The sequence below is a fragment of the Suttonella sp. R2A3 genome, from assembly GCF_021513215.1.
Lineage (GTDB): Bacteria > Pseudomonadota > Gammaproteobacteria > Cardiobacteriales > Cardiobacteriaceae > JAHUUI01.
In genome coordinates this window covers 1,581,338-1,596,007 of record NZ_CP090975.1, presented here as the reverse complement: position 1 = coordinate 1,596,007, position 14,670 = coordinate 1,581,338, and the positions used below count along the sequence as shown (strand labels likewise).

At 48.5% G+C, this 14,670-nt stretch carries 11 protein-coding genes; 2 read left to right on the top strand and 9 right to left on the bottom strand.

The window, feature by feature from the left end; translation table 11 throughout:
* Positions 1–20: 20 nt before the first annotated feature.
* From rplT to thrS, 4 genes are all read right to left on the bottom strand, one after another.
* A complete protein-coding gene (gene rplT / locus L0B52_RS07645) occupies positions 21–374 on the bottom strand; it encodes a 50S ribosomal protein L20 (protein ID WP_235064133.1) in 354 nt (117 codons plus the stop codon).
* A gap of 10 nt (positions 375–384) precedes the next feature.
* Positions 385–573, bottom strand: coding sequence for a 50S ribosomal protein L35 (rpmI, locus tag L0B52_RS07640; protein WP_235064132.1), 189 nt, complete (start codon positions 571–573; stop codon positions 385–387).
* 117 nt (positions 574–690) lie between these two features.
* Positions 691–1,185 (bottom strand): translation initiation factor IF-3, encoded by a 495-nt coding sequence (infC, locus tag L0B52_RS07635; protein ID WP_409202293.1) that lies wholly within the window; start codon positions 1,183–1,185, stop codon positions 691–693.
* A gap of 26 nt (positions 1,186–1,211) precedes the next feature.
* Positions 1,212–3,131 carry a threonine--tRNA ligase gene (gene thrS / locus L0B52_RS07630; protein ID WP_235064131.1) on the bottom strand — a complete coding sequence of 640 codons (1,920 nt, stop codon included), beginning with the start codon at positions 3,129–3,131 and terminating at the stop codon, positions 1,212–1,214.
* A 221-nt stretch (positions 3,132–3,352) separates the two neighbouring features.
* Between thrS and aspA the strand changes: the two genes are divergently transcribed.
* Together aspA and L0B52_RS07620 are read left to right on the top strand one after the other, a co-directional pair.
* Positions 3,353–4,759, top strand: coding sequence for an aspartate ammonia-lyase (gene aspA / locus L0B52_RS07625; protein WP_235064130.1), 1,407 nt, complete (start codon positions 3,353–3,355; stop codon positions 4,757–4,759).
* A gap of 11 nt (positions 4,760–4,770) precedes the next feature.
* Positions 4,771–6,072 (top strand): anaerobic C4-dicarboxylate transporter, encoded by a 1,302-nt coding sequence (locus L0B52_RS07620; protein ID WP_235065479.1) that lies wholly within the window; start codon positions 4,771–4,773, stop codon positions 6,070–6,072.
* Positions 6,073–6,160: 88 nt separating this feature from the next.
* Here L0B52_RS07620 and acnA read toward each other — a convergent pair whose 3' ends face one another.
* The 5 genes from acnA to nrdA all read right to left on the bottom strand — a co-directional run bounded on the left by acnA (position 6,161) and on the right by nrdA (position 14,367).
* Entirely contained in the window at positions 6,161–8,794 is a 2,634-nt protein-coding gene (gene acnA / locus L0B52_RS07615; RefSeq protein ID WP_235064129.1) for an aconitate hydratase AcnA, read from the bottom strand.
* Between the two features lie 256 nt (positions 8,795–9,050).
* Entirely contained in the window at positions 9,051–10,508 is a 1,458-nt protein-coding gene (locus L0B52_RS07610) for a tetratricopeptide repeat protein (RefSeq protein WP_311195334.1), read from the bottom strand.
* 150 nt (positions 10,509–10,658) lie between these two features.
* Positions 10,659–10,928: a class I ribonucleotide reductase maintenance protein YfaE gene (gene yfaE / locus L0B52_RS07600; protein ID WP_235064128.1), complete on the bottom strand. Its 270-nt coding sequence runs from the start codon at positions 10,926–10,928 to the stop codon at positions 10,659–10,661.
* A 1-nt stretch (position 10,929) separates the two neighbouring features.
* Positions 10,930–12,081: a class Ia ribonucleoside-diphosphate reductase subunit beta gene (gene nrdB, locus L0B52_RS07595; protein WP_235064127.1), complete on the bottom strand. Its 1,152-nt coding sequence runs from the start codon at positions 12,079–12,081 to the stop codon at positions 10,930–10,932.
* A gap of 12 nt (positions 12,082–12,093) precedes the next feature.
* Positions 12,094–14,367, bottom strand: a complete 2,274-nt coding sequence (nrdA, locus tag L0B52_RS07590; protein ID WP_235064126.1) for a class 1a ribonucleoside-diphosphate reductase subunit alpha — start codon at positions 14,365–14,367, stop codon at positions 12,094–12,096.
* Between the last annotated feature and the right edge of the window lie 303 nt (positions 14,368–14,670).

Below are 14,670 nucleotides of genomic sequence, written 5' to 3'. Positions count from 1 at the left end.
TTTAGGCTTCAATATAGCGCTTATAAGGCTGCTTTAGCTTTTTCTGCTAAGGCCTCAAAAACGGCTTTATCGTAAACGGCTAATTCCGCTAAAACCTTACGGTCAATCGCGATACCAGCTTTTTTCAAGCCATTGATAAAGCGGCTATAAGACAATCCATGCTGGCGTGCACCCGCGTTGATACGGATGATCCATAGCTGACGGAACTGACGCTTTTTGTTGCGACGGTCGCGATAAGCATACTGTCCTGCTTTGATCACAGACTGCTTAGCAACGCGATAAACCTTACGGCGCGCGTTGTAGTAGCCTTTTGCTGCTTTCAATACTTTTTTATGACGGGCGCGTGCTGTGACGCCTCTTTTTACTCGTGCCATAGTTTACTCCTTAACCAATCATTTGCTTGACAGCTTTAACGTCGCTGTCGTGAACCATCGTTGTACCGCGTAAATCGCGCTTACGTTTGGTTGGTTTCTTGGTCAGGATATGACGCAGGTGTGAGTGTCCGCGTTTGTAACCTGTCTTGGTTTTTTTGAAGCGCTTTGCTGCGCCTCGGTGTGTTTTCATTTTAGGCATATTAAATAACTCCGCATTGTGTTTTTAGCCTTATTTTTCTAACCCACTGGGTCAGTCCTTTAAAAACGCCAAAACACGCAATTACTTGCGTGCTCACCCGGCGCTTATATTTGCGACTTATTTTTTAACCGGTGCCATGACCATCGTCATTTGACGGCCTTCCATACCGGCTTTTTGCTCTACCGTGCCCACTTCAGCCAAATCGGCTTCGATGCGGTTGAGTAAGTCGCGTCCGAGGTTCTGGTGAGCCATTTCGCGGCCGCGAAAGCGAACCGTGACTTTAGCTTTATCACCATCATTGAGGAAACGGGTCAGGTTGCGTAGTTTGACCTGGTAGTCTCCCTCATCCGTGCCAGGACGGAATTTCACCTCTTTTACTTGGATGCGCTTCTGGTTTTTGCGCGCTTCCTGTTGCTTTTTCTGCTGTTCAAAGCGGAATTTACCGTAATCCATGATTCGGCAAACCGGTGGCTTAGCATTCGCTGCCACTTCCACCAAGTCCATATTCTGCTCATAAGCAGCTTCCAAAGCTTCATCAATTGACACCACGCCGCGTTGTTCGCCGTCGGCATCAATCAAACGAATTTCTTTATCGGTGATGTCTTCATTCACCCGAGTTTCTTGTTGCTTAGCTATTGCTAAATCTCCTGTGCTTTCGTATCAATCTTGTCACGCATAAGCTCAATCAAGGCGTCCATATCTATAGCGCCAAGATCACGTCCGTCACGTGTGCGCACTGCGAGGTTGCCAGCGCTCTTTTCTCGATCACCGGCCACCAATAAATACGGCACGCGTGCCAAAGTGTGCTCGCGGATTTTATAGCTAATTTTCTCATTACGCAAATCTTTTTCCACCCGCAGCCCGGCTTCGCTTAATTTGTCGCACACTTTTTCGACATAATCAGACTGCGCATCGGTAATCGGCATCACCACCGCTTGAACCGGCGAGAGCCACAGCGGCATCCAGCCTGCATATTGCTCAATCAAAATCCCGATAAAGCGCTCGAGCGAACCGAGTACCGCGCGGTGAATCATCACTGGCGTTTGTTTCTCACCATGCTCATCAATATATTGCGCACCTAAGCGACCCGGCATTGAGAAATCTAATTGCACCGTACCACACTGCCAACGACGTCCAATACTGTCTTTGAGGGTAAATTCAATTTTCGGCCCATAAAATGCGCCTTCGCCAGGCTGGATGACATACTCCAGGCCTTGCGCTTTAAGCGCGGCTTCCAAATCTGCCTCCGCTTTATCCCAGATTTCATCTGAACCCACACGCTGTTCAGGGCGGGTTGATAAGGCGAGCTCAATGTGTTCAAAACCGAAGTCCTGATAGACTTCGTAGACCATCTTGCAGCACGCCTCGATCTCACTTTTAATTTGCGCTTGGGTACAGAAAATATGCCCATCATCTTGCACAAAGCGTCGCACACGCATCAGGCCGTGCAGCGTACCGGAAGGTTCATTGCGGTGACAAATGCCAAATTCTGCCATACGGATCGGCAGCTCACGGTAGCTGCGCAAGCCTTGATTAAAGATCTGCACATGCCCTGGGCAGTTCATTGGCTTGACCGCATAGTCATGTTCATCGATGCAGCAGGTAAACATATTGCCGCCGAACTTATCCCAGTGCCCCGATTTTTCCCACAAACTGCGGTCCAAAATCTGCGGCGCCATCACCTCTTGATAGCCGTATTTTTGCAATTTGGTGCGCATATAGTTTTCGATTTCACGGTAAATCGTCCAACCGTGAGCATGCCAAAATACCATCCCCGGCGCTTCTTCCTGGAAATGAAACAGGCCTTGCTGTTTGCCGATCTTACGGTGATCGCGTTTTTCTGCTTCTGCGAGCTGTTCAAGGTAGGCGTTGAGTGCTTTCTTATCGCGAAAACCTACGCCATAAATCCGCTGTAACGGTTCGCCACTGGCATCGCCTCGCCAATAAGAACCCGCCAACTTGGTCAGTTTGAACGCTTTGATGTGGCCCATATTCGGTACATGCGGCCCGCGACACATATCGAGGTATTCCTGATGATGATAGAGGCCAACCTCGCGCACAGCGTCGTCAAAATCATCGATCAAGCGAATTTTATAGTCTTCACCTCGCGCGGCAAAAGTTTCACGCGCCTTAGCAACTGGTGTCCACACCTTTTCAACCTCATAACCGGTTTTTGCCAGCTCTTGCATACGCGCCTCTAAGGCTTGCAAGTCTTCTGGATTGAAGCGATGTTCCGCGGCAATGTCATAATAGAAGCCATTTTCGATCACCGGACCAATCACCATTTTCGCATCTGGCCACAACTGCTTGAGCGCATGGCCTAATAAATGCGCGGTGGAGTGGCGGATAATTTCTAACCCTTCTTCATCGCGTGCGGTAATAATCGCCACCCGCGCATCTTCTGCGATTGGGTCGCTTAAATCCTGCAAATGATCATTCACACGCACGGCCAGCGCCGCTTTAGCCAAGCCTGCGCCAATTGAGGCCGCCACGTCAGCGCCCGTGGTTGCGCCATCGAATGATTTAACGCTGCCATCGGGAAGGGTAATATCGACCATAATCGCTCCTTAATTCAGTGTTGACGCTTACCACACGCCAAGTAAATATTTGTAAAAACGCGCCATTGTACCGCGACCATCGCTTTTATACCAGAGATCAGACCGTGCATTACGCCAAACTGGTGCCAAACGCTTGGCTACGGTTAAATAAGGGCAACTCTTATCTTTTTATAGGTAAAAATGATAAAATTAACCCAAACTAAAAACCCTAGAGGAAACCCATGCCCACTCGTCAAGAACACGATCTCCTCGGTTATCGTGAAGTCCCTTCTCACGCCTATTACGGCATTCAAACGCTTAGAGCTTTTGAGAACTTCAAAGTCACCGATGTTCGCCTGAGTCGCTTTTCCACCTTTATTCGCGCGCTAGCGACGGTTAAAAAAGCCGCAGCGATCGCTAACCATCAAGTTGGCGTGTTAGACGAGCCAGTCAAGAATGCGATTTGTGCGGCGTGCGATGAACTGATTGCCGGGAAAATGCACGAAGAATTTATCGTCGATATGTTTCAAGGCGGCGCCGGCACCTCAACCAATATGAATGCCAATGAAGTTATTGCCAACCGTGCGCTGGAAATCATGGGGCATAATAAAGGTGAGTATCAATACTGCCACCCGAACAACCATGTTAACCGCTCGCAGTCGACCAACGACGCTTACCCAACCGCGCTGCATATCGCGCTTGATAATTATATTGAACGCCTGTTACGTTCGATGACCATTCTACGCGATAGCTTTATTCATAAATCCCAAGAATTTGGCGAGCACTTAAAAATGGGCCGCACGCACCTTCAAGACGCGGTGCCAATGACTGCTGGCCAGGAATTTAACGCCTTTGCGACGACGATGAAAAAAGAGATGGTGCGGCTCGAAGACATCCGCCACAAACTCTATGAAATCAACATGGGCGCAACTGCGATTGGCACCGGATTAAACGCCCCAGCAGGCTATGCCGAGGCTTGTGCTGATGCGCTCACTTTACTCACCAACAAACCCTACTACACTGCGGAAGATCTCATTCAAGCCACCCAGGACACCAGCACCTATGTGCAACTTTCCGGTAACATTCGCTTAATCGCTGCCAGGCTCTCAAAAATTGCTAACGATTTGCGTCTGTTGAGCTCGGGGCCACGTGCCGGTCTGGCGAACTATCGTCTACCAGAGATGCAGCCAGGGAGTTCGATTATGCCGGGGAAAGTGAACCCGGTGATCCCAGAAGTGGTTAATCAGGCAGCATTCCACATTATGGGCATTGACCACGCCATTGTCATGGCCGCTGAAGGCGGTCAATTACAGCTCAATGTCTTTGAGCCGGTGATTACCTTCAACCTCTTTACTGGCATCACCATGCTCGCCCATATTTGCGAAACCTTCGCTAAAAAATGCATCGACGGCATCAGCCTCAATGTCGAACATTGCCGTGAAGAAGTACTCAATAATATCGGCTTAGTAACTGCGCTTAACCCGCATATTGGCTATGACAACGCCACCTATGTCGCACAAAAAGCACTTGAGAGCGGACGCAGGGTTTACGACATCGTGCTTGAAGAAGGCATGCTCCCTCAAGATAAGCTCGATGAGATCATCGCGCCACAAAACATGGTCTACCCACAAGTTAAACCGAAACACTAAAGGAGCACATGATGTGGATCGTGCAATTAATCGTCGTTCTTGGCGCCATTTTTATTGGCGCACGACTTGGCTCTATCGCTATCGGTTATGCTGGTGGGCTCGGTGTTGCAGTCTTGTGTTTATTACTTGGCATGAGCCCTGGCAGTATTCCGATTGATGTCATTCTCATCATTATGTCGGTTATCGCTGCGATTGCGGCCATGCAGGTCGCCGGCGGTTTGGATTATTTAGTCCATATTGCCGAACGGATTTTGCGCCGCAACCCCAAACACATTACTTTTTTAGCGCCGGTTGTGACGTATGTGATGACCTTGCTGGCTGGCACAGGACACACCGCATTTTCAACCCTTCCGGTGATCGCAGAGGTGGCTAAAGAACAAGGTATTCGCCCGTCGCGCCCGTTATCGATTGCAGTGGTCGCCTCACAGATTGCCATCACCGCCTCACCCATTTCTGCAGCTGTCGTGTTTGTCAGCGGGGTGTTAGAACCGCTTGGTGTGGGCTATCTGCAACTACTCGCCATCTGTATCCCAACGACTTTTCTCGCCTGTATGCTCACCGCAGTTGTTGCTAATTTTCTGGGCAAAGAACTCGATCAAGATCCAGAATACCAGCGGCGGTTAGAAAACGGACAGGTCAGCTTACGTGGCGCGCAAGCGATTAATATCAAATCTGGCGCTAAACGTTCTGTGTTGATTTTTCTTCTCACCATCGCGGTTGTTGTGACCTACGCTACTTTGATTAGCGATAAGGTGGGGATTATTGAAAACCCAACCTTGCCACGTAACGAAGCGATTATGACCTTTATGCTGGCAGCCGCAACATTCATCGTGTTTGCGACAAAAATTGATCCGAACCGAGTGCTCAATGCCTCAACATTCAAATCGGGCATGAGCGCATGTATTTGTGTACTTGGTGTTGCTTGGCTTGGCGATACCTTTGTCAGCGCCCACTTAGAGGACATTAAAGAAACCGCCAGCCGCATCCTTGATGATTATCCGTGGATGCTCGCGGTGACCTTCTTTTTTGCGAGCATGCTGCTGTATTCACAAGCAGCGACTGCAAAAGCATTACTCCCAGCCGCTTTAGTACTTGGCGTTGAGCCACTTACCGCAATCGCTTCATTTGCTGCAGTCAGCGCCCTGTTTGTTTTGCCCACCTACCCAACCTTATTAGCGGCGGTGGAAATGGATGATACTGGCTCAACCCAAATTGGTAAATTAGTCTTTAACCACCCATTTTTAATCCCGGGAACGCTGGCCATTACGCTGAGCGTGATCTTAGGCTTTACTTGGGGGAGCGTGATCTTATAAGGCATTTTTGATCCATTGCCACTAAGGCAGATAATAAAAAAGCAGGCTCGAAAGCCTGCTTTTTTGATCCAACGATGTTGGTTCTTGCTTAGTTGTCTAATTGACGGAGCACATATTGCAAGATACCACCGTGTTGGTAGTACGCCCACTCTTTCGGGGTATCGATGCGTACACGCACGGTGAAGTTTTTCACCTCACCCTCAGGCGAGGTTGCGGTGACATCAAGCATTTTTGCGCCCTTAGTCAGTTCGGCGAAATCGAAAGTTTCATCGCCTTTTAAGCCTAAGGTTTCGCGCGTTTCACCGTCTTGGAATTGCAGTGGCAGAACGCCCATGCCAACCAAGTTCGAGCGGTGAATACGTTCAAAGCTCTCAGTGATAACCGCTTGGACACCTAGCAAAATGGTGCCTTTAGCCGCCCAGTCACGTGAAGAGCCAGTACCATATTCTTTACCGGCCAACACAACCAATGGAATATTGTTTTCTTGATACGCCATAGACGCATCGTAGATGGTTTCGACTTCGCCATTTAAGAAGTTGGTTGTCCAACCCCCTTCTGTGCCTGGGGCGAGTTCGTTACGCAGACGGATGTTACCAAAGGTCCCACGCACCATCACATCATCGTTACCACGACGTGAACCATACGAGTTAAAGTCTTTTGGTTCAACGCCTCGTCCAACCAAAAACCGTCCAGCTGGCGTTTCTGGTTTGAACGAGCCAGCAGGAGAGATATGGTCGGTAGTGATTGAATCACCTAAGCGTGCGAGAACGCGAGCGCCCTTAATTTGTGGCAACTCACTCGGTGCTTGTTTCGGCATACCTTCAAAGTATGGTGGGTTCTTGATGTAAGTTGAACTTTCATCCCAGTCATAGCTTTTCGATTCAGCGACCTGGATGTTTTGCCACATTTCAGAGCCTTTGAAGACATCGTCGTAGCCTTTGACATACATTTCACGCTCAATCGCTGAAAGTTGCTCATGCACTTCTTCAGAGGTTGGCCAGATATCTTTCAAGTAAATATCTTTACCTTCAGCGTTGGTACCGATCACATCTGAGGTGATGTCTTTACAGACCGTACCAAGCAAGGAATAAGCGACCACCAGCGGTGGTGAAGCCAGGAAATTCATTTTCACTTTAGCATGCACACGGCCTTCGAAGTTACGGTTACCTGAAAGCACGGATGCAACGGTTAGATCATGCTCATCGATCGCATCGCCTACTTCATCCGGTAATGGGCCAGAGTTACCAATACAGGTCGTACAGCCATAGCCGACCACATGGAACCCAACTTTTTCAAGATACGGAATCAGCCCAGCTTTCTCGAGATATTCAGTCACCACTTGTGAGCCTGGAGCCAATGAGGTTTTACACCACGGCTTACGAACCAAACCATTCTCAACCGCTTTTTTCGCCACCAAACCAGCAGCCAGCATCACAGATGGGTTAGAGGTGTTGGTACAACTGGTGATCGCGTTAATCACCACCGCGCCGTCTTCAAGGGTGAAGGTTTCACCATTCATCGTCACCTGCGCTGATTTAGGCTCTGCGGGCAATAATTCATTAGCTTTCTTGCTCAGTTCGGTCAGCTCGATACGGTCTTGCGGACGCTTAGGACCAGCAACCGATGGAACTACAGTCCCCATATCCAAGGTTAAGGTGGTGGTGTATTGCGGACGTGCGCCTTGCTCACGCCACATGCCTTGAGCTTTGGCATACTCACGCGTTAGCTCAATCAAATCTTCATCACGACCAGAAAGACGCATATAGTTCAGCGTTTCTTCATCAATTGGGAAGATGCCACACGTCGCACCGTATTCTGGTGCCATGTTGGCAATCGTTGCACGGTCAGCCAACGGCAGATCAACCAGGCCATCGCCGAAAAATTCAACAAATTTACCCACCACACCAAGTTCACGCAGCATTTGCGTGACGGTTAATACTAAGTCGGTCGCGGTAACCCCTGGCTGCAATTTGCCGGTTAATTCAAACCCAACAACATCAGGCACCAGCATGGTGATCGGTTGGCCAAGCATCGCCGCTTCGGCTTCGATCCCACCAACACCCCAACCAAGGACACCAAGGCCGTTGATCATGGTAGTGTGCGAGTCGGTACCAACCAGGCTATCTGGGTAGACAAGCGCTTCGTCGCCGTCGTTATTCTGGAAAACCACTTGTGCGAGGTACTCGAGGTTGACCTGGTGAACAATACCAGTATCTGGTGGTACCACACGGAATTTATCAAACGCTTTTTGCCCCCAACGCAGAAACTGATAACGCTCATTATTGCGTTCAAACTCAATCGCAGCATTTTTCTCGACTGCATCATCGCTGGCAAAATAATCCACCATCACGGAATGGTCAATAACCAGATCAACCGGCACTTGTGGGTTAATTTTCTGTGGATCACCGCCTAAGGCAACCATCGCATCGCGCATTGCGGCCAAATCGACCACACAAGGTACGCCTGTAAAATCCTGCAAAATGACGCGACTGGGACTAAAAGCGATTTCTTTTTCAGTCAGGCTGGTTGGTGTCCAGGTTGCTAATGCTTGAACGTCATCTTCAGTAACTGATTCACCGTCGCAGGTACGCAGCAAGTTTTCGAGCAAAATTTTAATCGAAAATGGCAGTTTTGCCAGATGATTACCATCAACCACCGATGATAAAGGGTAGTAGGCGTACTGTTTATCGCCCACAGACAACGATTGTTTTTTTGTCGTCATGATTGCCTCACTTTGCTATTTTAGAATAAATTCACTAACGCTCTATTTTACGACATGGCTACGATGAACACAAAGTTATCGCCCCCTTTTATCATCACGTCAGCTTATAAAATGTATTCTTTGTGCTTATATCACTCATTAGCCCATAACAAAGCACAACCATTGTAATAATCATAAAAAAGGGCGTATCAATAGGTCATATATCTAGCAGAGATTTCATTAAAAGTAGCGTATGGGTAGATGAAATAGAGAAACCCTATCTCCGAGGGAAGATACGCTGAATGAGCTTGTGATACCACTTCTCCGTTGTTTTAACAGCTTGTGTGACGTCTTGTCTTTTAGCATGCATAACACTAAGAGCATATTGTGCATCAGCATGCCCCTGCTCCGCCGCTTTTCTAAACCAATTCACCGCTGCTTCATGATCTTGCGCGACGCCTTCTCCCTTAGCATACATAAGACCAAGATTGTATTGTGCCTCAACAACCCCCTGCTCCGCCGCTTTACGATACCAATCCACCGCCGTTTCGTCATTTTGCGCGACGCCTCGTCCTTTAGCATACATAACACCAAGAGAGAATTGTGCGTCAGCATCCCCTTGCTCTGCGGCTTTGCGATACCAATTCACCGCGGCTACATAATCTTGTGTGGCGACTAGTCCTTTAGGATATATAACATCAAGGATGGCTTGTGCATCAGCATTTCCCTGCTCCACGGCTTTTCTCAACCACCCCACCGCTTCTTTATAATCTTGCGCGACACCTTCTCCAAGAGAATACATAATACCAAGCTTGGTTTGTGCCCCAGCATATCCCTGCTCCGCCGCTTTACGATACCATTTCACCGCTACTTCTTCATCACGCGCGACACCTCTTCCCATATCATACATCCAACCAAGATTGGTTTGTGCGTCAGCATCCCCTTGCTCTGCGGCTTTGCGATACCAATTCACTGCGACTTCATCATCTTGTGCGACACCTTCTCCCTTAGTATACGCAAGACCAAGAAAGTATTGTGCAGCAGCATTCCCCTGCTCTGCGGCTTTGCGATACCAATTCACTGCTGCTTCATCATCTCGCGCGACACTTTCTCCCTTAGTATACATAACAGCAAGAATGGCTTGTGCATCAGCAATCCCCTGCTCCGCAGCTTTATTAAACCAATTCACCGCCACTTCATAATCCTGCGTGATGCCTTCTCCCTTAGTATACGCAAGACCAAGAAGGTATTGAGCAGCAGCATTCCCCTGCTCTGCGGCTTTCCTCCACCAATTCACCGCTGCCCCATCATCTCGTGCGACGCCTTTTCCTTTAGCATACATAATAGCAAGATTGTTTTGTGCGTCAGCAGCCCCCTGCTCTGCCGCTTTGCGATACCATTTCACCGCTGCTTCATCATCTTGCGCAACGCCTCTTCCCTCAGCATACATAACAGCAAGATTATGTTGTGCGGTAGTATCCCCCTGTTCTGCTGCTTTGCGATACCAATTTACTGCTGCTTCATCATCTTGTGTGACACCTTTTCCATTAGCATACGCAAGACCAAGATTATATTGTGCGGCAGCGAGCCCCTGTTCTGCGGCTTTTCTCCACCAATTCACCGCTACTTCATCATCTCGTGCGACACCTTGTCCTTTAGCATACATAACACCAAGATTATGTTGTGCGTAAGCATCTCCAGCTTCAGCGCCGACTTTAGTCTCAATAAATCTCATCTTTCCTTCCTAGATCAATCGATCATTAGATTAAACGTCATGCCATTTTATTCGCAACGCATCAAAACAGGTTAAAAAATCAACCGCAGAAACAATAAAACCCCAATTATGAGAGATAATTAGGGTTTCGAGAGATGATTTAAGTGTATTTCAACCCGTACGACGCAATACCGCCAGATCAATATCTAAAAAAATATCGGTTTTGGGCACCGCGCAACAAGCGAGCACTTCGCCCGGCCCAGTATAGGCCAGTGGCGCGCGAACGTAGCTAAACTCGCCCTGCGCGCGTACCCGGCAGCTCCCGCAGTACCCTTCGCGACATTGATATTCCACCGCGTGCCCGGTGCGGATCAGACCATCAAGCAAGGTCTCACCCACCTCAAGGCGAAAACGGTGTTGATTGGTGGTGATTAACGCCATATTAGAGCTCGAAGTCATCCAAGTCGTCGAGATTGACTTCAGAATCGATCTGCCCGATGAGATACGAGCTGATTTCAACTTCCTGTGGCGCCACTTGCACATTGTCTGACGACAACCACGCGTTAATCCACGGGATCGGGTTCTGCTTGGCGTGCGGGAACGCCGGTTCGAGCCCGACCGCCTGCATGCGCAAATTGGTGATGTATTCGACATATTGCGCCAAAATATCACGATTCAAGCCAATCATCGAGCCATCTTTGAATAAATATTCCGCCCATTCTTTTTCTTGCTCAGCGGCCACACGGAAGACTTCAAACGCATCCTGCTCACATTCTTTGGCGATTTCCGCCATCTCCGGATCGTCTTGCCCGCTGCGCAGAATATTGATCATGTGCTGGGTACTAGTCAAATGCAACGCTTCATCACGCGCAATCAATTTGATGATTTTTGCATTCCCTTCCATCAATTCACGCTCGGCGAAGGCAAACGAGCACGCAAACGAGACATAAAAACGAATCGCTTCGAGCACATTCACGCACATCAAGCACAGGTAAATCTTTTTCTTCAGCTCGCGCTTGCTCACGGTAAAGCTGCAGCCATTGACTTCATGCTCACCATAACCAACCATCAAGTAGCGCTGGGTGTATTCGATCAGATCATCGTAATATTTAGCAATATCTTGCGCACGCGCTTTAATGTACTCATTCTCGACAATATCATCGAACACCACATTCGGATCGTTGACGATATTACGAATAATATGCGTATACGAGCGTGAGTGGATGGTTTCAGAAAACGACCACGTTTCAATCCAGGTTTCGAGCTCTGGGATCGACACCAGCGGCAGCAAAGCAACGTTTGGACTACGACCCTGAATAGAATCAAGCAGGGTCTGGTATTTCAGATTGCTGATGAAAATATGCTGTTCGTGTGTTGGCAAATTTTGGTAATCGATCCGGTCTTGTGAGACATCAATTTCCTCAGGACGCCAGAAAAACGACAACTGCTTTTCAATCAGCTTCTCAAACACTTCATATTTTTGCTGGTCATAGCGCGCCACATTCACCGGCTGACCGAGAAACATCGGCTCTTTTAGCTGGTCATTTTTGTTTTGCGAAAACGTACTGTAGCGATACTGGCATGATTCAGTCATGATCCACTCCGATTAAATTTTACACGCCCCGCCGGCACAATCATCGGCAAGGTCGTCTTGGTTATCAACAGCCCCATCACGCGTATTGTGATAGTACAAGGTCTTAACGCCCAGTTTATACGTTAACAATAGGTCTTTAATAAGTTGATTCATCGGCACTTTCCCACCCGGGTAGCGCTGTGGATCGTAGCTGGTGTTTGCAGAAATCGTTTGATCGACGAATTTTTGCATCACCGCCACCAACTGCAAATACCCTTCGTTACCCGGCATTTGCCATAACAGCTCATACTGGCCTTTGAGCCTGAAAAACTCCGGTACCACTTGTTTTAAAATGCCATCTTTTGACGCTTTTACCGACACAAAGCCACGTGGCGGTTCAATACCATTGGTCGCATTAGCAATCTGGCTGGAGGTTTCTGACGGCATCAGCGCACTTAAGGTTGAGTTACGCAAACCATGGGTGGTAATTTCTTTGCGCAGCGCTTCCCAATCAAGCTGCAGCGGTTCATCGCAAATTTTATCGAGCTCTTTTTTATAGGTATCGATCGGCAGCACGCCTTTACTATAGACCGTATCGGCAAATGCCGGACACGCGCCTTTTTCTTTCGCCAAGGTGTTTGATGCTTTGAGTAAATAATACTGGATCGCTTCAAACGCGCGGTGGGTGAGCCCTAATGCAGATCCGTCGCTGTATTTGGTGCCGTTTTTCGCCAAATAATACGCGTAGTTGATCACACCCACCCCAAGCGTACGGCGCTTCATCGTCGCGTTATACGCTGCTGGCACCGGGTAATCCTGATAATCGAGCAACGCATCAAGTGCGCGCACAATCAAATCGGCCACTGGCTCGATATCGGCCAAATCATCAAACGCCCCCAAATTCAGCGCAGACAACGTACACAAAGCAATCTCGCCGTCTTCATCGTTAAGATCATTGAGCGGTTTGGTCGGCAGCGCAATTTCCATACACAGATTCGACTGGCGTACCGGCGCTACCGCAGGGTCAAACGGGCTGTGGGTGTTGCAGTGATCGACGTGTTGCACATAAACCCGCCCCGTACCAGCACGCTCTTGCAACATCAATGAAAACAGATCCACCGCTGGCACGCTACGCTTACGAATCGACTCATCGGCTTCATACTTCGTATATAAGCGCTCAAATTCGTCTTGATCGGCAAAAAATGCTTCGTATAACCCCGGAACGTCTGATGGCGAAAACAGTGTAATATGTTGTTTTTTCAACAAGCGCTGATAGAGCAAGCGGTTGATTTGTACGCCGTAATCCATATGACGCACGCGGTTGGTTTCCACCCCACGGTTATTTTTCAACACCAGCAGTGATTCCACTTCCAGATGCCACATAGGATAGAACAGCGTTGCCGCCCCACCACGCACGCCACCTTGTGAGCAGCATTTCACCGCGGTTTGGAAGTGTTTATAAAACGGAATACACCCGGTATGACGCGCCTCGCCACTGCGAATTTCGCTACCCTCAGCGCGAATACGCCCAGCGTTGATACCAATCCCAGCACGCTGCGACACATAGCGAACAATCGCACTACTGGTGGCATTAATCGAATCCAGACTGTCATCACATTCAATCAGCACACACGAACTGAACTGACGTGATGGCGTGCGCACACCGCTCATAATCGGTGTCGGCAGCGACAACTTAAACGTTGAGGCTGCATCGTAAAAGCGCTTCACATAATCCAGGCGCGTGTCGCGTGGATAGTCAGCAAACAAGCACATCCCGACCAACATATACAGGAACTGTGGGCTTTCATAGACTTCGCCAGTGACACGGTTTTGCACCAAATATTTGCCTTCGAGTTGCTTAACCGCTGCGTAGGCAAAATTCATATCGCGCCAATGATCAATATAATCATTGAGTTCATTAAATTCGGCTTCGCTGTAATCAGACAAAATGTGTTTGTCATATTTACCGCGCTCGGTGAGGTTTTGCACATGCGCGTAAAAATGTGGTGGCTCGAATTCACCGTAGGCAATTTTGCGCAAATGGAAAATTGCCAAACGCGCGGCAAGATATTGATAATCAGGCGCCTGCTCTGAGATCAAATCCGCAGCAGACTTAATAATCGTTTCGTGAATATCTTTGGTACGAATACCATCGTAGAACTGAATATGGCTGCGTAATTCCACCTGTGAGACCGACACATGCTCTAAACCTTCTGCCGCCCAAGTCACCACCCGGTGAATTTTATCCAGATCGATCGGTTCTTTGCGCCCGTCGCGCTTAGTTACTTGTAAATGCTCAAAATCCACCACGCTACACCTCTAAACACAATATATATGGGGTAAAAACGATTAAGAACACTATATAGTGTGCTTTGGTGAGAATCAATCTTATTGTTCGCAGCAATTTACAGCCGCTTGTTTCTATGGCATATTCAGATTGTGGCATGTGTATTTAAGGCCATTGAGACAGGCCGGTCTGTTGATGGGTGCTCATCTCAAACCATACTTGGCTGTATTGCATAATGGTATAGCGTAAATACTGGCCAGTTGTCTGTGGCGTGCTAGGATACATGGTTTGCTGTTTTAACTGTTGTGCTTATGCTGTTTAAT

Coding starts and splice junctions, on each gene's coding strand:
- aspA (WP_235064130.1), top strand. CDS start 3,353: ATGCCCACTCGTCAAGAACACGATCTCCTCGGTTATCGTGAAGTCCCT.
- L0B52_RS07610 (WP_311195334.1), bottom strand. CDS start 10,508: ATGAGATTTATTGAGACTAAAGTCGGCGCTGAAGCTGGAGATGCTTAC.
- acnA (WP_235064129.1), bottom strand. CDS start 8,794: ATGACGACAAAAAAACAATCGTTGTCTGTGGGCGATAAACAGTACGCC.
- thrS (WP_235064131.1), bottom strand. CDS start 3,131: ATGGTCGATATTACCCTTCCCGATGGCAGCGTTAAATCATTCGATGGC.
- rpmI (WP_235064132.1), bottom strand. CDS start 573: ATGCCTAAAATGAAAACACACCGAGGCGCAGCAAAGCGCTTCAAAAAA.
- rplT (WP_235064133.1), bottom strand. CDS start 374: ATGGCACGAGTAAAAAGAGGCGTCACAGCACGCGCCCGTCATAAAAAA.
- nrdB (WP_235064127.1), bottom strand. CDS start 12,081: ATGACTGAATCATGCCAGTATCGCTACAGTACGTTTTCGCAAAACAAA.
- yfaE (WP_235064128.1), bottom strand. CDS start 10,928: ATGGCGTTAATCACCACCAATCAACACCGTTTTCGCCTTGAGGTGGGT.
- L0B52_RS07620 (WP_235065479.1), top strand. CDS start 4,771: ATGTGGATCGTGCAATTAATCGTCGTTCTTGGCGCCATTTTTATTGGC.